This is a genomic window from Pseudomonas sp. MIL19, from assembly GCF_028680365.1.
Classification (GTDB): domain Bacteria; phylum Pseudomonadota; class Gammaproteobacteria; order Pseudomonadales; family Pseudomonadaceae; genus Aquipseudomonas; species Aquipseudomonas spirodelae.
On record NZ_JAPPVG010000013.1, the window covers coordinates 37,728 to 55,636 of the forward strand.

Here is a 17,909-nt window from a genome sequence, read left to right on the forward strand (position 1 = left end):
CCTGCCGCACTGTGGCTGATCTGGCCAGTGGCGCGGCGGGTGTGCCGCGCGCATTGGCGGGATTGGCCTTGGATTACTTAAGCCGGGTGGCTGAGCTCCAGCACCCGATCCACCAGCTTGTTGATGCCCGAGGCGGCTTCGCTGATTGACTGGGCAACCATATAAGCCGGCGTCGTCACCAGCTTGCGCTCGGCATCTTCAACAATCTCGCTGACTTCACACTCATGGTGTTGTGCGCCCATCTGTACCAAGGCGGCTGCCGTGTCGTGGTCGTTGCCGATGGTGCAGATCACGCCGCTGCCGAAGATGTTGGTCGCCAGCGCCGGGGCAATGCACATCAGCCCGACCGGCTTGCCGGCTTTGACGAAGGCCTGAGTGGCGCTCAGTACATCCGGCTGCACCGTGCAGTTGGCGCCGCTGATGGCAAAGTCAGAGAGGTTTTTCGCCACGCCAAAGCCGCCCGGCATGATCAGCGCGTCGAAGTCAGCGACATGCAGCTCCCTGACGTCCTTGATCTTGCCGCGGGCGATGCGCGCCGACTCCACCAGCACGTTGCGCGTCTCGTCCATTTCATCGCCGCTGTAGTGGTCGACCACATGCAGTTGCGCCACGTTGGGGGCAAAGCATTGCACCTTGGCGCCGCGCTGATCGAGGCGTAGCAGGGTGATCACGCTTTCATGGATTTCCGCGCCATCGTAGACACCACAGCCGGAAAGAATTACCGCGACGTTCTTGTTCATCAAATTCTCCTGAGTTGATAGCTGCACTGGGCTGAGTTGTGATTTGTCGGCGCCTGAACACGCTTGTCGCCATCTGCTACCCAGTTTGGCATGGTGTGCCGCAAGTGGCGTGCGCCGCTGGGCTAAGATTTATGCAGCCATCCTAGCTGTTAGCCCCATGCAGCGATATGGCGCTTCTTTGCAAATGGTGACGCCATGAATTACATCCTCTACGCCGTACCGTTTTTCTTTGGGTTGATCGCCCTGGAGTTGCTGCTCGACCGTTGGCGCGGCCTCAGCACTTACCGGTTTTCTGATGCCATCAACAGCCTCAGCGCTGGCGTGCTGTCGACCACTGTGGGCCTGTTGACCAAGGTCGTTGGTGTATTCGCCTACACAGTGGCCTGGCAGCACGTGGCGCTGTTTGAGTTATCAGCCAGTAGCCTGTGGGTCTGGCTGTTTGCCTTCGTTTTCTACGACTTCTGTTATTACTGGAACCACCGCTTGGGCCATGAGCGCAACGTGCTGTGGGCGGCGCATTCGGTACATCACCAGAGTGAGGAATACAACCTCTCCACTGCGCTACGGCAGACCAGCAGCGGGTTTCTCTTCGGCTGGATCTTCTACCTGCCGATGGCCGTGGCCGGTGTGCCGCCGCTGGTATTTTTGACGGTGGCGGCGCTGAACCTGCTTTATCAGTTCTGGGTGCATACCCGGCATATCCCTAAGCTGGGCTGGTACGAGTGGCTGTTTATCACGCCGTCCAACCACCGTGTGCACCATGCGCAGAATGCTGTGTATATGGATCGCAACTACGGCGGTGTGTTCATTGTCTGGGATCGCCTGTTCGGCACCTTTCAGGAGGAGTTGGATGACCAGCCGGTGGTATTCGGCGTAACCACGCCGCTGGCTAGCTGGAATCCGCTGTGGGCTAATGTGCAGTTCTATGTGGCGCTGTGGCGTGACGCTGTGCGCGCCGAGTCCTGGTGGGACAGGTTGCGCATTTGGTTTATGCGCACCGGCTGGCGGCCGGCTGATGTTGCGGCAAAATACCCGCAGCACAAGGCGGATTTGAGCCAGTTCGTTAAGTTCGATGTGCCGCTGAGCTTGGCGCAGAAGTGCTATGCCGGTGTGCAGTTCAGCCTCTATGTGCTCGGCGGCACGCTGTTACTGGGCCTGGGCAATGATCTAAGCCTGGCGCAGATGCTCTTGGGCGTCGCCTGGATGGCTGTCGGCTTGTATGTGCTTGGCGTCTGGTTGGAGAACCGCCCAAATGCCAAGCAGCTGGAAGTACTGCGCCTGCTGCTAAACCTGCCAGCGGCTTGGCTGGCTGTGCAGCTGGGGTTGCTGGCCAGTCAGCCGCTGCTCTGGACGCTGCTGGTGGGCTACAGCCTGCTTAGCCTGGGTGCGCTGTTCTGGACGCCACGCGGGGAAAAGGCCGTGCCTGCCTGAGGTGCTCGCCCGGCCACAACGGGCAGGTTCGACCGGTGGACAGGCGCAGGCTTGCTCCACCGTTGTCGTTTCAGGTGTGTGAGCGGCGGCTGGAACTGTCCAGTTCGGCATATTCTCGTCATGCTCCACGGGGTATGCTGGCTGGGCTTGCGGCAAGCGGTCGCAGCGCTGTCGTGCGTTGTCATACTTTGGTCATAATGGCCGCTTATAACTGTCACACTTGCCCGTTGCTACGGGCTTTGGAGTCTGTCGTGAGCTTTACCCCCGCCAATCGCCTATTCCCCGCCACTCGCCTGCGTCGCAATCGCCGTGATGATTTTTCCCGGCGCCTGGTGCGGGAAAACCGCCTGAGTGTCGATGACCTGATTCTGCCGGTGTTCGTCCTCGACGGCGAAAACCGCCGCGAAGCGATTGCCTCGATGCCGGGTGTCGAGCGTCTGTCTATCGACCTGCTGCTCACAGAAGCCGAGCACTGGGTGGCGCTGGGGATTCCGGCCTTGGCGCTGTTTCCGGTGACGCCGTTGGAGAAGAAATCCCTGCTCGCCGAAGAGGCCTGGAACCCGGACGGCATTGCCCAGCGCGCGATCCGTGCCCTGCGCGCCAAATTCCCCGAGTTAGGGGTGATCAGCGATGTGGCCCTGGACCCATTCACCACCCATGGTCAGGACGGCATTCTCGATGCCGATGGCTATGTGCAGAACGACATTACCGTCGATGCACTGGTCAAACAGGCGCTGTCGCATGCTGACGCCGGTGCCCAGGTGGTGGCCCCTTCGGACATGATGGACGGCCGTGTGCAGGCGATCCGCGAGGCGCTGGAGTTGGCTGACCACAGCAATGTGCGGATCATGGCCTACTCGGCCAAGTACGCCAGCGCCTACTACGGCCCGTTCCGCGATGCGGTGGGTTCGGCGGCTAACCTGGGTAAGGCCAATAAGGCCAGCTACCAGATGGACCCCGCCAATAGCGATGAAGCGCTGCACGAAGTGGCAGCAGATCTGGCCGAAGGCGCGGACATGGTCATGGTCAAGCCGGGCATGCCCTACCTGGACATTCTTTGCCGGGTCAAAGCGGAATTCAAAGTGCCGACCTTTGTCTATCAGGTCAGCGGTGAGTACGCCATGCATATGGCGGCTATCCAGAATGGCTGGTTGAGCGAGGCGGTGATTCTCGAGTCACTGACCGCCTTCAAGCGTGCGGGTGCTGATGGCATCCTGACTTATTTCGCCGTGCGCGCGGCAGAACTACTGAAACAGGGGCACTAGCCCCTCCAGGACTTTTCAATGAACACCGAAGGACTCAGTACCCCTGAATTGCAAGACGCCCAGCCGGTCGTCGACGAGGTTGTAGCCGTGGAACCCCCTGTGATCGAAGCCCCCGCGCCCGTCGCACCTGCGCCCGTGGTGATCCACAACCTGGATGACAGCAGCCTGTATATCCACCGCGAGCTTTCACAACTGCAATTCAATATCCGCGTGCTGGAACAGGCGCTGGATGAGTCCTACCCGTTGCTGGAGCGGCTGAAGTTCCTGCTTATCTTCTCCAGCAACCTCGACGAGTTCTTTGAGATTCGTGTGGCCGGCCTGAAGAAGCAGATCAACTTCGCCCGCGAACAGGCTGGCGCCGATGGCTTGCAACCGCATCAGGCGCTGGCGCGGATTGCCGAGTTGGTACACGAGCAGGTTGAGCGCCAATACGCCATTCTCAACGACAACCTGTTCCCGGCACTGGCCAAGCACAACGTCAACTTTATCCGTCGACGTTTCTGGAATGCCAAGCTCAAAGCCTGGGTTCGCCGCTATTTCCGCGACGAGATCGCGCCGATCATCACCCCGATCGGTCTCGACCCGACGCACCCGTTCCCGCTGCTGGTGAACAAGAGCCTGAACTTTATTGTCGAGCTGGAAGGCATCGACGCCTTCGGCCGCGACTCCGGTCTGGCGATCATTCCCGCGCCGCGTCTGCTGCCGCGCATCATCAAGGTGCCGGAGGATGTCGGCGGTCCGGGCGACAACTTCGTGTTCCTCTCCTCGATGATCCACGCCCACGCCGATGACCTGTTCCAGGGCATGAAGGTCAAGGGCTGCTACCAGTTCCGCCTGACCCGTAACGCCGACCTGTCGGTGGACACCGAAGACGTCGAAGACCTGGCCCGCGCCCTACGTGGTGAGCTGTTCAGCCGGCGTTATGGCGATGCGGTGCGCCTGGAGGTGGTCGACACCTGCCCACAGCCATTGCTCAACTACCTGCTCAAGCAGTTCAACCTGACGGAGGCCGAGTTGTACCGGGTCAATGGTCCGGTCAACCTGACGCGGCTGTTCAGTATCACCGGTCTGGAGAGCCATCCAGAGCTGCAATACACGCCATTCACTCCGGTGATCCCAAAATTACTGCAGAACGCTGAGAACATTTTCAGTGTGGTCAGCAAGCAGGACATTCTCCTGCTGCATCCGTTTGAGTCCTTTACCCCCGTGGTCGACCTGCTGCGTCAGGCGGCGAAAGACCCGCATGTGCTGGCCATCAAGCAGACCCTGTACCGCTCGGGGGCCAACTCGGAAATCGTCGATGCGCTGGTCGATGCCGCGCGTAACGGCAAGGAAGTCACCGCGGTGATCGAGTTGCGTGCACGCTTTGACGAGGAGTCCAACCTGGCGCTGGCCAGCCGCTTGCAGGCGGCCGGTGCGGTGGTGATCTACGGTGTGGTGGGCTTCAAGACCCACGCCAAGATGATGCTGATTCTGCGTCGTGAGAGCGGCGATATCGTCCGCTACGCGCACTTGGGCACCGGTAACTACCACGCCGGCAACGCCAAGTTGTACACCGACTACAGCCTGCTGACCGCTGATGTGGCGCTGTGTGAGGACGTCTCCAAGTTGTTCAGCCAGCTAATCGGCATGGGTAAGACGCTGCGCATGAAGAAGCTGCTGCATGCGCCGTTTACCTTGAAAAAGACCCTGCTCGACATGATCGCCCGCGAAACCGCCCAGGCTGCCGAAGGCAAGCCGGCGCACATCATGGCCAAGTTCAACTCGCTGACCGATGCCAAGATAATCCGCGCGCTGTACAAGGCCAGCCAGGCCGGGGTGAAGATTGAGCTGGTGGTGCGCGGCATGTGCTGCCTGCGCCCGGGCATTGCCGGGGTCTCGCACAATATTCAGGTGCGCTCGATTATTGGCCGCTTCCTCGAGCACACGCGGGTGTTCTACTTCCTCAATGGCGGCGAAGAGCAGATCTACCTGTCCAGCGCCGACTGGATGGAGCGCAACCTCGATAAGCGCGTCGAGACCTGCTTCCCAGTAGAAGGCAAGAAGTTGATTCTGCGGGTCAAGAAGGAGCTGGAAAGCTACCTGAGCGACAACACCCAGGCCTGGGTGCTGCAATCGGATGGGCGCTACCTGCGCTGCAGCCCGAGTGGCAACCAGAACCCGCGCAGCGCGCAGGCTGGTTTGCTGGAGAAGTTGACGGCGCCGCTGATCAGCGCCCGTTAAACCTGTGCGCAGGTGGCGCCGTGCTGGCGCCGCCTCAGCGTACGCTCAGTTCGACGCCAATACGCTTCAGCCACTCCGCTTCCTGGGTGAAATCGGCCTGGGTCAGCGGATTGTTTGCCAGCCAACCATCCGGGAATTGAATTTCCAGGCTCTGTTCACGAGCCTTGAGCTGCACCTCGGGCATTTCTTGGCTGCCGCGAATGTGGTGAAACAGGATGGCAAAGCGCAGCAGCACACACAGACGCATCAGCTTGATGCCCTCGGCACCGAAGTCGGCGAACTTATCCTTGGGGATATTGCGCCGATGACCGCGTACCAGCAGGGCAAGCATCTGTTGATCCTGGCGGGAAAAACCTGAAAGGTCTGAGTGCTCCACCAGGTAAGCGCCGTGCTTGTGGTACTGGTAGTGGGCAATATCCAGGCCCACCTCATGCACTTTGGCGGCCCAGCTGAGCAGCTCGCGGTGGCAGTCGTCTTGCAGTTGCCAGTCCTTGGCGACCTTGCCCAGCGCAGACAGCGCCTTGCTTTCAACCCGCGCCGCCTGCTCCAGGTCGACGTGGTAACGCTCCATCAGCGAGCTGAGCGTGCGTTCACGCACGTCTTCATGCTGATGCCGGCCCAGCAGGTCATACAGCACGCCTTCACGCAGCGCGCCTTCCGAGTGGCTCATGCGTTGGATATCACAGGCATCGAAGATTGCCTCGAGAATCGCCAGGCCGGCCGGGAAAATCCCGCGGCGATCAACCTTGATGCCGTCGAGATCGAGTTTTTCCGCATCGCCAATCTTGAACACTTTGCGTTTCAGCCAGGCCAGCCCTTCGGCATTGACCTCGCCCGAGCCAAGCCCGGCCGCTTGAATAGTCAGGCCGATGGCCTTGATGGTGCCGGAAGCACCCACTGCGTCTTCCCAACCGAGGCGACGCAGGGCGTGCTCGATGCCCATGATCTCCAGCCGAGCCGCGGTGTAAGCCTGGGCATAGCGAGCGGGAGTAATCTTGCCGTCCTTGAAGAAACGCTGGGTAAAGCTGACGCAGCCCATCTGCAGGCTTTCGCGCAGCATGGGTTCGAAGCGTTGGCCGATGATGAATTCGGTACTGCCGCCGCCAATATCGGCGACCAGGCGTTTACCGGGGGTGTCGGCAATGCTGTGCGACACGCCGAGGTAGATTAGGCGGGCTTCTTCACGGCCGGATATGACTTCCACCGGGTGCCCGAGAATTTCTTCGGCGCGGCGGATAAACTCGCCACGGTTGCGCGCCTCGCGCAGGGCGTTGGTGCCCACTACACGCACCGCACCTTCTGGCAGGCTGGCGGTCAGCTGGGCGAAGCGGCGCAGGCAGTCGAGCCCACGCTGCATAGCCTCTTCGCTGAGCAGGCGCTGCTCGTCAATGCCGGCGGCCAGTTGGACCTTATCGCCGAGGCGTTCGAGGATGCGGATCTCGCCGTGATCGGCTTTGGCCAGCACCATATGGAAGCTGTTGGAGCCTAGGTCGATAGCTGCAATCAAAGGGAAAGACTCGGCAGGGGTATGCGGCATGGCAGAACCATCTCAGAGCGGAACCGTGTCATCGTGCCACGATAGCCTGGCCTCGCCAACGCATACTGATGTCGCAGGCGCCCGCCAATGCCGCTGTACGGCGATGCATGCAGCGCTGGCGCTGGGCTGACCGGTGGTCTGAATAAATTGCGTGGTAAAGGCCTGCGTGGTCGTTTTGGGGCTGCACCATAGAGAAGCTCAATTGCCGCCGCCTTCCTGTGTGGAGAAAGCCGGGCTATGATGTCGCCCATCTTTTGCTTCCGAACACGGAGACTTTCCATGAGCGAATTCATCACCAATGTCAGCGATGCCAGCTTCGACCAAGATGTCCTGCAGGCCGAAGGGCCGGTGCTGGTCGACTACTGGGCTGAGTGGTGCGGCCCGTGCAAAATGATAGCGCCGGTGCTCGATGAGATCGCCCAGACCTATCAGGGCAAGCTGAAAGTCTGCAAGCTGAACATCGATGAAAACCAGGACACCCCGCCGAAGTTTGGCGTGCGTGGCATCCCAACGCTGATGCTGTTCAAGAACGGCAATGTTGAAGCCACCAAAGTGGGCGCACTGTCCAAGTCGCAGCTGGCGGCGTTCCTCGATAGCAACATCTAAGTTGTACTGAGACGCCAACAAGCGCTAGAAGCCCCGCACATTGCGGGGCTTTTTTCTGCCTGGGCGCTGGACGTACGAATAAAACCGGTGTTACATTCGGCTTCGCTGTATTTCCTATGCAGCCCCCTGCAAGCCGTCGCCGACGCATTCCTATCCGAATCCTTCGATACATAAGCAGGCGATCAACTCGCCTTCTCTGCGGCGCTGGCTCCCAAGCTAAATAGCTTATTTCCCCTCCTTCATGAATTACGTCATTCCTATGAATCTGACCGAACTCAAGCAAAAGCCGATTACCGAACTGCTGGAACTCGCTGAACAACAGGGCCTGGATAACATGGCTCGTTCACGCAAGCAGGACGTGATTTTCTCCCTGTTGAAGAAACACGCTAAAAGCGGTGAGGAAATCTCCGGTGATGGCGTGCTGGAGATTCTCCAGGACGGTTTCGGCTTTCTCCGCTCTGCGGATGCCTCGTACCTCGCTGGCCCCGATGACATCTACGTCTCGCCGAGCCAGATCCGCCGCTTCAACTTGCGTACCGGCGATACCATCGTCGGCAAGATACGCCCGCCGAAAGAAGGCGAGCGTTACTTCGCGCTGCTCAAGGTTGACACGATCAACTACGACCGCCCGGAAAACGCCAAGAACAAGATTCTCTTCGAGAACCTGACGCCGCTGTTCCCGACCAAGCGTTTGGTCATGGAAGCCGGTAACGGCTCTACCGAAGACATCACCGGCCGGGTGATCGACCTCTGCGCCCCGATCGGTAAAGGCCAGCGTGGCCTGATCGTCGCACCGCCGAAAGCCGGTAAGACCATCATGCTGCAGAACATCGCGGCGAACATTGCGCGCAACAACCCCGAGTGCCACCTGATCGTTCTGCTGATCGACGAGCGCCCGGAAGAAGTGACCGAAATGCAGCGCACCGTGCGCGGCGAAGTGGTGGCCTCGACCTTCGATGAGCCACCAACCCGCCACGTGCAGGTGGCCGAAATGGTCATCGAAAAGGCCAAGCGCCTGGTTGAGCACAAGAAGGATGTAGTCATCCTGCTCGACTCCATCACCCGTCTGGCGCGTGCTTACAACACCGTGATCCCAAGCTCCGGCAAGGTGCTCACCGGTGGTGTCGATGCTCACGCCTTGGAGAAGCCGAAACGCTTCTTTGGCGCCGCGCGTAACATCGAAGAAGGCGGTTCGCTGACCATCATCGCCACCGCGCTGGTGGAAACTGGCTCGAAGATGGATGAAGTGATCTACGAAGAATTCAAAGGCACCGGCAACATGGAGCTGCCGCTGGACCGTCGTATCGCCGAGAAGCGTGTGTTCCCTGCGATCAACATCAACCGCGCCGGTACCCGTCGCGAAGAGCTGTTGACCGCCGAGGACGAACTGCAGCGCATGTGGATTCTGCGCAAGCTGCTGCACCCGATGGATGAAATTGCCGCCATCGAGTTCCTCACCGACAAGTTGAAAGCGACTAAGACCAACGAAGAGTTCTTCCAGTCGATGAAGCGTAAGTAAGGCGTCCTTCGCCCTACAACAAAAGCCGGGTAAGCCCGGCTTTTGTGTCTCTGCATATTGGCTTTCCCTTCTGAAAGACCGAGTTCGGCGCTAAACTTTGCGGCCCTATTGCTCGGCTCGAAACGAGGCATTTGCATGCAGTATCGTGACCTGCGCGACTTTATTCGCGGCCTGGAACAGCGCGGTGAACTCAAGCGTATCCAGACACCCGTCTCTCCCGTGCTGGAGATGACGGAAATTTGCGACCGCACGTTGCGTAAAGGCGGGCCGGCGCTGCTGTTCGAAAACCCCACAGGCTTCGATGTACCGGTACTCGGCAACCTGTTCGGCACGCCCAAGCGCGTGGCGTTGGGCATGGGCGCGGAAGAGGTCAGCGAGCTGCGTGAAATCGGCAAGCTGCTGGCGTTTTTGAAGGAGCCTGAGCCGCCGAAGGGCCTGAAGGATGCCTGGAGCAAGCTGCCGATTTTCCGCAAGGTACTGGCCATGGCGCCAAAAGTCGTTAAAGACGCGCCGTGCCAGGAAGTGATCGAAGAGGGTGATGACGTCGACCTCGGCAAGCTGCCTGTGCAGACCTGCTGGCCGGGCGATGTGGGGCCGCTGATCACCTGGGGCCTGACCATCACCAAAGGGCCTAACAAGGAACGACAGAACCTCGGCATTTACCGTCAGCAGGTGATTGGCCGCAACAAAGTGATTATGCGCTGGCTCAGCCACCGCGGCGGCGCACTGGATTTTCGCGACTGGTGCCAGAAATACCCGGATCGTCCCTACCCGGTTGCGGTGGCCCTCGGTGCCGATCCGGCGACCATTCTCGGCGCGGTCACACCGGTGCCGGATACCTTGTCTGAATATGCCTTTGCTGGCCTGTTGCGCGGCAACAGAACCGAGCTGGTGAAGTGTCGCGGCAGTGATCTGCAGGTTCCGGCCAGTGCCGAAATCGTCCTCGAGGGGGTGATTCACCCTGGTGAGATGGCCCCGGAAGGCCCTTACGGCGACCACACCGGCTATTACAACGAAGTCGACAGCTTCCCGGTGTTCACCGTCGAGCGCATCACGCGTAGGCAAAAGCCGATCTATCACAGCACCTACACAGGCCGGCCACCGGATGAGCCGGCGATTCTCGGTGTGGCGTTGAACGAAGTCTTCGTGCCGATTCTGCAGAAGCAGTACCCCGAGATCGTAGACTTCTACCTGCCGCCGGAAGGCTGTTCCTACCGCCTGGCGGTGGTCACCATCAAAAAGCAGTACCCCGGCCACGCCAAGCGCGTGATGCTCGGTGTGTGGAGCTTCCTGCGCCAGTTTATGTACACCAAGTTTGTCATCGTCACTGATGACGACATCAATGCGCGGGACTGGAACGATGTGATTTGGGCCATCACCACGCGCATGGACCCCAAGCGCGACACGGTGATGATCGATAACACCCCGATCGACTACCTGGACTTTGCCTCGCCTATCTCGGGCTTGGGGTCGAAGATGGGCCTGGACGCCACCCACAAGTGGCCGGGCGAGACGACTCGTGAGTGGGGCCGGGCTATCGTTCAGGATGAAGCGGTCAAGCAGCGCGTCGATGCGCTGTGGTCTGAGTTGGGAATTGATTGATGAAAGTCACCCTGAATCCTTCAGGCGCAGTACTGGACGTCCAGCCCCGCGAGCGTATTCTCGATGCCGCGCGGCGCCTGGGCTACGACTGTCCGCAAAGCTGCCGTAATGGTAACTGCCATATCTGCGCGGCGTTATTGGTTGAAGGCCGCGTGCAGCAAGGCGGGGTTGAACTGGCCCAAGGGGAGCTGTTCACCTGTCTGGCAGAACCGCTGGAAGACTGTGTGCTGCACTGGGATGGCGTGCTCGCCCCTGGCGAGCTGCCGGTGCGCGAGTTGGCCTGCCAGGTTGCCGCCTGCGATGACCTGGGCGGCGATGTGTTTCGTCTGCGCCTGCAAGCGCCTGCCGGCAAGGCACCGCGTTACCACGCCGGGCAATACCTGCTGCTGCAGCGCGACGCTGATGATTACGCGGCCTTTTCCCTGGCATCGGCTCCGCACTGCGGCCGCGAGCTGGAGTTGCATGTACTGGCCCGCGACGAGGCGACTGTCGCCCTCGTGGACCAATTGCGCACCACGGGCCTGGTGCGGGTGAAACTGCCGTTCGGTGATACTCATTTGGCCGAACTGCCGGATGGACCGCTGGTGTTGATTGCCGCCGGTACCGGCATGGCGCAAATGCACAGTTTGATCGAGCATTGTCGGGCTATCGGTTTTGCCCACCCGGTGCATCTGTACTGGGGCGCGCGTCGCCCGGAAGACTTCTATGAGCTGGAGCATTGGGCGCAGTGGCAGCAAGTGCCCAACCTGTTTCTGCACCAGGTGGTCAGCGATCAATGCGGCTGGCAGGGGCGTTGCGGTTTGCTGCATGAGGCCGTGCGTGAAGACTTTGCCGACCTTAACGCATTACACGTCTACGCCAGCGGCTCGCCGGCCATGGTCTATGCCACCCTCGATGCATTGGTAGACGCGGGTATGGATGCGCATCGAATGCGCGCAGACGTCTTCGCCTACGCGCCCCGCGGTTAACCGCGTCAATAAAAAAGGCCGCCTGATGGGCGGCCTTTTGCTGTCGCGTGCGATCAGCGTACCTGCACCACCACTTTACCCACGGCCTTACGTTGGCCCAGCATGTTGATCGCCTCGGCTGCCTGCGCCAGTGGGTACGTTTGCGAGACCAGTGGCTTGAGTTTGCCTTCGGCGTGCCAGGCAAATAGCTGCTGGAAGTTGGCCGCATTGTCTTGTGGCTGGCGCTGGGCAAACGCGCCCCAGAACACCCCGGCCACGGCGGCGCCCTTGAGCAGCGCCAGGTTCACTGGCAGCTCGGGAATGCGCCCGCTGGCAAAACCCACCACCAGCAAGCGGCCGTTCCAGGCAATGCTACGAATCGCCGCGTCGAATAGATCGCCGCCGACCGGATCGTAGATCACGTCGGCGCCTTGGCCGCCGGTCAGGCGCTTCACTTCGTCTTTCAGGTTGCTTTCGCTGTAGTTGATCAGCTCATCGGCCCCAGCAGCCTTGGCTACGTCGAGCTTCTCCGCGCTGCTCGCGGCGGCGATGACCTTGGCGCCCATGGCTTTGCCAATTTCCACGGCTGCCAAGCCGACACCGCCAGAGGCCCCGAGTACCAGCAGGGTTTCCCCAGGCTGCAGGTTGGCGCGCTGCTTGAGGGCGTGCATAGAGGTGCCGTACGTCATGCCGAAAGCAGCGGCGCTGGCAAAGTCCATGCTCGCGGGGATTGGCATGACGTTATAGCCGGGCACCGCCACTTCTTCGGCGAAGCTGCCCCAGCCGGTGAGGGCCATCACCCGGTCGCCGACTTTCAGGTGGCTGACTTTTTCACCGACGGCTGTGACTACGCCAGATGCTTCGCCACCTGGGGAAAAGGGGAAAGGCGGTTTGAACTGGTATTTGCCTTCGATGATCAGCGTGTCAGGAAAGTTGACCCCGGCTACATGCACTTCCAGCAACACTTCATTCTTCTTCGCTTCGGGGCTGGCGATTTCTTCCAGTACCAGGGTTTCGGCGGGGCCGAAGGCTTTACACAGCACGGCTTTCATCGGGCTTTCCTCTGCGGTTGTTGGCCATGCAGTGTAGGTGTGAGTGCTGCCCGGTCAACGAGCATGCTTGTGCATGATGGTTATGCATAAGGCTGGGGCTTGGGCCACCGCCTGAGTGTGGCTATGCTAGGCGCTGAACCCTTGAGGAATATCGCCTGTGAAAGTCTGGATCGCATTGCTGTTGGCTCTGTCCTTGCCCTTGATGGCGCAGGCTTCGGAAAGCAAGGAAGAGCCCGAGGGGGAAGAAGGCGCTGCTCCGGCGGTTGCCTACGTCACCCTGGTGCCGGCCCTGGTGGGGAATTTTGGTGACGGCCCCAAGCTCAAGTTTTTTAAGGCCGACCTGTCGCTGCGGGTTACTGGCAAGGATGTTGAAGAGAAGGTCAAACACCATGAGCCGCTGATCCGCAATCAGCTGGTCATGCTGTTTTCCCAGCAAACGGAAGAGGCCATGGCCGCGCCTGGTGCTCGGGAAACGCTGCGTACCGAGGCGCTCAAGCAGGTGCAAGATGTGCTTAATCAGGAAGAAGGTAAGCCGCTGGTTGATGACCTGCTGTTCAACAACTTAATCATTCAGTAACGGTTTGCCTGGCGTTGCACTATTTCAGCGCAGCGCCAGGATGGCTGCCCATTCCTCAGCACTGACCGGCATGACGGAGAGGCGGCTGCCCTTCTGTACCAACGGTAACTCCAGTAGCGCGCTCTGGGTTTTCAGCTGTGCCAGAGGGATGACGCGTTTGAATGCCTCGACAAAGGCCACATCGACTGCACTCCAGGGGTTCTTAGCCGCGCTGGCTTTAGCGTCGAAATAGTGGCTGTCCGGCTCTAGCGCGGTGGGGTCGGGGTAGGCGGCGGACACAATGCGGGCGATGCCGGCAATCCCAGGCTCCGGGCAGCTGGAGTGATAAAAAAAGAATAAGTCGCCTTGCTGCATGCTGCGCAAGAAGTTGCGCGCCTGGTAATTGCGCACGCCATCCCAGCGCGTTTGCTCAAGGCGCTGCAGGTCGTGGATGGAGAGTTCGTCGGGTTCTGATTTCATCAGCCAATAAGGCATGAACTTTGCTCCTGTGTTTCGGTCCTTTAACGGGCACCGGCTGTCTGCTGAGTGGTTGTCGAGCTGTCGTGTCGCCAACTGGCTGCGTGGGTGGCCGCCGTTACTGGGTCTATAACAATAATTGTCGCGGATACACCGCAGGCTATGCCTTAAGGGGGAGGCAGCGAATGAAACGTAAACCAGATGTGTTGTGGGTGTTGGTGATTTTGTTCAGCTTGGGCGTGGTGACCACGGGTTACACCCAGAGCCTATGGGAGCACCAGCCTGCGCCGGTGACGCAATCCAGCGTAGTGCGCTGAGCCGGCTGGGTGCCGCAAGGATGCGGTACTGCCTTGTTGATTCAATACCACGCCTTGTCCGTCACGGTGCCTTGTAGCGGTACGTCCCAGCTGGCCATGGCCAGGCGCTCAACCAGCTGACACTCATGCGCTAGACCTAGCAATGTCGGTTTGTGCCAATTTTTGCGCAGGCTGAGGTAGGCCAAGCTGCGGTCATAAAATCCGCCACCCATCCCCAAGCGAGCGCCATCGCGGTCGAAGCCAACCAGCGGCAGTAGCACCAGATCCAGTGCCCACACCTTGCGTTGCTGTTTGCAATTGCGTTGTGGCTCGTAAATGCCAAAGCGGTTTTTGCGCAGGGGCTGGCCAGCGCGGACGCGTTGAAAGACCATCTTGCTTTGCGGCCAGGGGCTGAGCACTGGCAGGTAAGTGGCCTTTCCGCGTTTTTGCGCCGCGCGTAATAGCGGCCGTGGATCAATCTCGCCATCGTTTGGAAGATACAGGGCAATCTGCCGTGCCCGGCGAAACAGCGGGTGCTGCGCCAGTTGCTTGTATAAGCAGTGGGCGGCCTGCCGTTGGGCGTGGGGGCTGAGCGCACGACGCTGTGCACGCAGATGACGGCGCAGCTGTGCGCGGCTTAGGGCAGTTGTATCGAGCATGGAGGGTTGCAGTAGCCGTTGTCGCGGAAGGGCAACTGGCTGGAAAAAGTGACTCCCCGGCGTGCCGCTGTCGGCTTAGCCCTTGAACCCGAAAGTTCAAGGTGGAGGTTGCAGGAGACCTTAAGGCTTTCCGTCAAGCGGACATGCACACCGGTCTCAACTTGCAACCCCCGGGGTTGTGCGAATCGGCTCAGGGACATGACCAACTGGCGCACACTCCAGGGAGCGGTGGCCAGTATACCCGAAACCGTCGGCGCGCAATTAGCTGCCTTGCTCATTGCTGTCCTGGGCCAGGGCGCTGTCGACACGATTGAGCAGGTTACGCACCTGTTCGCGGTTGGCTCCGGCCTGTTCATCAAGGTGTTGCTGTTTGTGTAGCAGTTCATGGGTGATGTTCAGCGCGGCCATCACGGCGACGCGGTCGGCACCAATGACTTTGCCGCTTGAGCGGATCTCGCGCATTTTGCCATCCAGGTAGCGCGCAGCACTCTGCAGATTGCTGCGTTCATCGCTCGGGCAAGCGATGCAATATTCTTTGTCCATGATCTGGACGGTCAGCGTGTTCGACTGGGACATTAATCCTGCTCCAAGGCTCTAAGGCGCGAAATCATGGATTCGACCTTATGCCGGGCCATTTCGTTCTTTTCAATTAAGTGGGATCGCTCTTCACGCCAGGCTTTTTCGCTCGCCAGAAGCTGTCGGTTATGCGCCTTGAGCTGCTCGACATGCTGGATCAGCAGGTCCAGCTTGGTCGTAAGCGCCTGCAGGTCGACGTCGTCCATGGTTCTCTACTCGTACTGGGTGAGTGGGCTGACAAGTAAAAATAGCGTCTTTAAGGTGGCTTCGACAGTATCGGACGGAGCACGGTGCCTTTAGTTTGCGTATTTAGCAGTGTGGGGCAGATTGGCACTACAGGTTGATGCATTTCACCCGTCGATCACGGCGCGGTAATTTTTTGCGGCAAGGGGCGATTTGTACATGGCCGCCGAGCCACTTGATTAGTCTTGGCAGGCTTGCCGGTGCTAGGATACAGGGCCTCCATTCTAGTGATTGCGCAGCTTTGCGCCTAGTTATCTATGCCAACTTCAAATTCGCCGTATTCCGCTTTTGCCGCGCTGCTTGCCAGCAGCGGCCACACCGTTTCCCCTGCTGAATTGCATGGCCTGTTGCTGGGTCGCAGCTGTGCTGGTGCAGGGTTCGAGATCGACTCCTGGCTGGTGGATGCCGCCGAGCTGCTGGGCGGCGCGCCGGAAGATACCGTGCGCCAGGCGCTGATTGGCCTACAGGAAATGGTCAAGGGCGAACTGACCAGTGACGACGTTACCGTGGTACTGCTGTTGCCCAGCGACGATGCGCCGCTTAGCGAGCGCGCGGTAGCTCTGGGACAATGGTGCCAAGGCTTCCTCGGCGGCTTTGGTTTGACCGCCCGTGACAGCGCCCTGAGCGCTGAAGCCATGGAAGTGCTGCAAGACCTCGCGGCGATTTCCCAGGTGCAGAATGCCCTGGAAGAATCCGAGGACGGTGAAACGGATTACATGGAAGTGATGGAGTACCTGCGTGTTGCGCCACTGCTGCTGTTCAGCGAATGCGCCAAACCTGTAGTCGCCGCGGCGAAACCGTCGCTGCATTGATTTTCATGCAATAGAAGTGGACTCAATCTGCCCATGATCAGCATCCCCAAGTCGGAATACGCCCGTCGGCGCAAGGCGCTGATGGCGCAGATGGAACCCAACAGCATCGCGATTCTGCCGGCCGCACCGGTGTATATCCGCAACCGCGATGTTGAGCACATCTTCCGCCAGGACAGCGACTTCCAGTACCTCTCCGGCTTTCCCGAGCCGGAGGCGGTGATTGCGCTGATTCCGGGTCGTGAACATGGCGAGTACGTTTTGTTCTGTCGCGAGCGCGATCCGCTGCGGGAGATGTGGGACGGTCTGCGTGCCGGCCAGGACGGTGCGATTAGCCAGTACGGCGCCGATGATGCGTTCCCGATTGGTGATATCGACGACATCCTGCCGGGGCTGATTGAGGGGCGTGACCGGGTTTACTCCTCCATGGGCACCCATCATGAGTTCGACCGCCAGTTGATGGAGTGGATCAACATGATCCGCTCCAAGGCGCGCCAGGGTGCGACGCCGCCCAATGAGTTCGTCACCCTTGAGCACCTGCTGCACGACCTGCGTTTGTACAAGTCGGCGGCGGAAATCAAGGTCATGAAAGAAGCGGCTGACATCTCCTGCCGCGCCCATGTGCGCGCGATGCAGGCCAGCCGTGCTGGCTTGTTCGAGTACCACCTGGAAGCCGAACTGGATTACGAATTCCGCAAAGGCGGGGCGAAGATGCCGGCCTATGGCTCCATCGTCGCGGCGGGCAAGAACGCCTGCATCCTGCATTACCGTGAAAACGACGCACCGCTGAAAGATGGCGATCTGGTACTGATCGACGCCGGCTGCGAGATCGACTGCTACGCCAGCGATATCACCCGGACCTTCCCGGTCAGCGGCACGTTTTCTCCTGAGCAAAAGGCCATTTATGAGCTGGTGCTGGCCTCTCAGGAAGCCGCGTTCAAGGAAATCGGCCCCGGCAAGCACTGGAACCAGGCCCACGAGGCCACGGTGCAGGTAATCACCGCTGGGTTGGTCGAGTTGGGCCTGCTGCAGGGTGAGGTTGATGCGCTGATTGCCGCCGAGGCCTACAAACCCTTCTATATGCACCGCGCCGGCCATTGGCTGGGCATGGATGTGCATGATGTCGGCGAGTACAAGGTCGGCGGCGAATGGCGTGAGCTGGAAGTCGGCATGGCCATGACCGTTGAGCCGGGTATTTATATTGCCGTGGACAATCTAGACGTGGCGAAGAAGTGGCGCGGTATTGGTGTGCGCATCGAAGACGATGTGGTGGTGACCAAGGCCGGTTGCGAGATTCTCACTGGCGGCGTACCGAAGACCGTGGCAGAGATCGAAGCACTGATGGCTGCCGCTCGCAGCGCGGCGGCTTAA

General features: G+C 60.0%; 18 protein-coding genes and 1 other RNA gene. 11 read left to right on the forward strand and 8 right to left on the reverse strand.

The window, feature by feature from the left end:
- Nucleotides 1-77 precede the first annotated feature (77 nt).
- Nucleotides 78-740: an isoprenoid biosynthesis glyoxalase ElbB gene (gene elbB / locus N1078_RS11070; RefSeq protein ID WP_274088230.1), complete on the reverse strand. Its 663-nt coding sequence runs from the start codon at nucleotides 738-740 to the stop codon at nucleotides 78-80.
- Nucleotides 741-935: 195 nt separating this feature from the next.
- On the opposite strand from elbB, the gene N1078_RS11075 reads away from it, so the two are divergent.
- From N1078_RS11075 to ppk1, 3 genes are all read left to right on the forward strand, one after another.
- On the forward strand, nucleotides 936-2,171 hold the full coding sequence (locus N1078_RS11075) for a sterol desaturase family protein (RefSeq protein ID WP_274088231.1): 1,236 nt from the start codon (nucleotides 936-938) through the stop codon (nucleotides 2,169-2,171).
- A 251-nt stretch (nucleotides 2,172-2,422) separates the two neighbouring features.
- Nucleotides 2,423-3,436, forward strand: a complete 1,014-nt coding sequence (gene hemB, locus N1078_RS11080) for a porphobilinogen synthase (RefSeq protein ID WP_274088232.1) — start codon at nucleotides 2,423-2,425, stop codon at nucleotides 3,434-3,436.
- 18 nt (nucleotides 3,437-3,454) lie between these two features.
- Nucleotides 3,455-5,659, forward strand: coding sequence for a polyphosphate kinase 1 (ppk1, locus tag N1078_RS11085; protein WP_274088233.1), 2,205 nt, complete (start codon nucleotides 3,455-3,457; stop codon nucleotides 5,657-5,659).
- Nucleotides 5,660-5,693: 34 nt separating this feature from the next.
- Here ppk1 and ppx read toward each other — a convergent pair whose 3' ends face one another.
- Nucleotides 5,694-7,196: an exopolyphosphatase gene (gene ppx / locus N1078_RS11090; RefSeq protein WP_274088234.1), complete on the reverse strand. Its 1,503-nt coding sequence runs from the start codon at nucleotides 7,194-7,196 to the stop codon at nucleotides 5,694-5,696.
- Between the two features lie 279 nt (nucleotides 7,197-7,475).
- Here ppx and trxA point away from each other — a divergent pair, with 279 nt between their 5' ends.
- The 4 genes from trxA to N1078_RS11110 all read left to right on the forward strand — a co-directional run bounded on the left by trxA (nucleotide 7,476) and on the right by N1078_RS11110 (nucleotide 11,891).
- Nucleotides 7,476-7,802: a thioredoxin TrxA gene (trxA, locus tag N1078_RS11095; protein ID WP_090241426.1), complete on the forward strand. Its 327-nt coding sequence runs from the start codon at nucleotides 7,476-7,478 to the stop codon at nucleotides 7,800-7,802.
- A 259-nt stretch (nucleotides 7,803-8,061) separates the two neighbouring features.
- A complete protein-coding gene (rho, locus tag N1078_RS11100) occupies nucleotides 8,062-9,321 on the forward strand; it encodes a transcription termination factor Rho (RefSeq protein ID WP_274088235.1) in 1,260 nt (419 codons plus the stop codon).
- Nucleotides 9,322-9,456: 135 nt separating this feature from the next.
- A complete protein-coding gene (gene ubiD, locus N1078_RS11105) occupies nucleotides 9,457-10,923 on the forward strand; it encodes a 4-hydroxy-3-polyprenylbenzoate decarboxylase (RefSeq protein ID WP_274088236.1) in 1,467 nt (488 codons plus the stop codon).
- The gene (locus tag N1078_RS11110) at nucleotides 10,923-11,891 is read left to right on the forward strand and encodes a CDP-6-deoxy-delta-3,4-glucoseen reductase (RefSeq protein ID WP_274088237.1); all 969 of its coding nucleotides are present in this window, start codon (nucleotides 10,923-10,925) and stop codon (nucleotides 11,889-11,891) included. Before ubiD ends, N1078_RS11110 begins: the two co-directional genes overlap by 1 nt.
- 53 nt (nucleotides 11,892-11,944) lie before the next feature.
- Here N1078_RS11110 and N1078_RS11115 read toward each other — a convergent pair whose 3' ends face one another.
- Nucleotides 11,945-12,922: an NADPH:quinone oxidoreductase family protein gene (locus tag N1078_RS11115; RefSeq protein WP_274088238.1), complete on the reverse strand. Its 978-nt coding sequence runs from the start codon at nucleotides 12,920-12,922 to the stop codon at nucleotides 11,945-11,947.
- A gap of 157 nt (nucleotides 12,923-13,079) precedes the next feature.
- On the opposite strand from N1078_RS11115, the gene N1078_RS11120 reads away from it, so the two are divergent.
- Nucleotides 13,080-13,499 (forward strand): flagellar basal body-associated FliL family protein, encoded by a 420-nt coding sequence (locus N1078_RS11120; RefSeq protein ID WP_274088239.1) that lies wholly within the window; start codon nucleotides 13,080-13,082, stop codon nucleotides 13,497-13,499.
- Between the two features lie 24 nt (nucleotides 13,500-13,523).
- On the opposite strand, the gene N1078_RS11125 is transcribed toward N1078_RS11120, so the two are convergent.
- A complete protein-coding gene (locus N1078_RS11125; RefSeq protein WP_274088240.1) occupies nucleotides 13,524-13,973 on the reverse strand; it encodes an EVE domain-containing protein in 450 nt (149 codons plus the stop codon).
- Between the two features lie 167 nt (nucleotides 13,974-14,140).
- Between N1078_RS11125 and N1078_RS11130 the strand changes: the two genes are divergently transcribed.
- Nucleotides 14,141-14,272 (forward strand): hypothetical protein, encoded by a 132-nt coding sequence (locus N1078_RS11130; protein ID WP_274088241.1) that lies wholly within the window; start codon nucleotides 14,141-14,143, stop codon nucleotides 14,270-14,272.
- 41 nt (nucleotides 14,273-14,313) lie between these two features.
- On the opposite strand, the gene N1078_RS11135 is transcribed toward N1078_RS11130, so the two are convergent.
- The 4 genes from N1078_RS11135 to N1078_RS11150 form a co-directional block, all read right to left on the reverse strand.
- Nucleotides 14,314-14,910 (reverse strand): 5-formyltetrahydrofolate cyclo-ligase, encoded by a 597-nt coding sequence (locus N1078_RS11135; protein ID WP_274088242.1) that lies wholly within the window; start codon nucleotides 14,908-14,910, stop codon nucleotides 14,314-14,316.
- 49 nt (nucleotides 14,911-14,959) lie between these two features.
- Nucleotides 14,960-15,138: non-coding RNA, 6S RNA (gene ssrS, locus N1078_RS11140), on the reverse strand.
- A 33-nt stretch (nucleotides 15,139-15,171) separates the two neighbouring features.
- Nucleotides 15,172-15,486: a cell division protein ZapA gene (locus tag N1078_RS11145; protein ID WP_274088243.1), complete on the reverse strand. Its 315-nt coding sequence runs from the start codon at nucleotides 15,484-15,486 to the stop codon at nucleotides 15,172-15,174.
- Nucleotides 15,486-15,692, reverse strand: coding sequence for a TIGR02449 family protein (locus tag N1078_RS11150; protein WP_274088244.1), 207 nt, complete (start codon nucleotides 15,690-15,692; stop codon nucleotides 15,486-15,488). Before N1078_RS11150 ends, N1078_RS11145 begins: the two co-directional genes overlap by 1 nt.
- A 294-nt stretch (nucleotides 15,693-15,986) precedes the next feature.
- On the opposite strand from N1078_RS11150, the gene N1078_RS11155 reads away from it, so the two are divergent.
- Entirely contained in the window at nucleotides 15,987-16,541 is a 555-nt protein-coding gene (locus tag N1078_RS11155) for a YecA/YgfB family protein (RefSeq protein ID WP_274088245.1), read from the forward strand.
- Nucleotides 16,542-16,574: 33 nt separating this feature from the next.
- Entirely contained in the window at nucleotides 16,575-17,909 is a 1,335-nt protein-coding gene (pepP, locus tag N1078_RS11160; protein ID WP_274088246.1) for a Xaa-Pro aminopeptidase, read from the forward strand.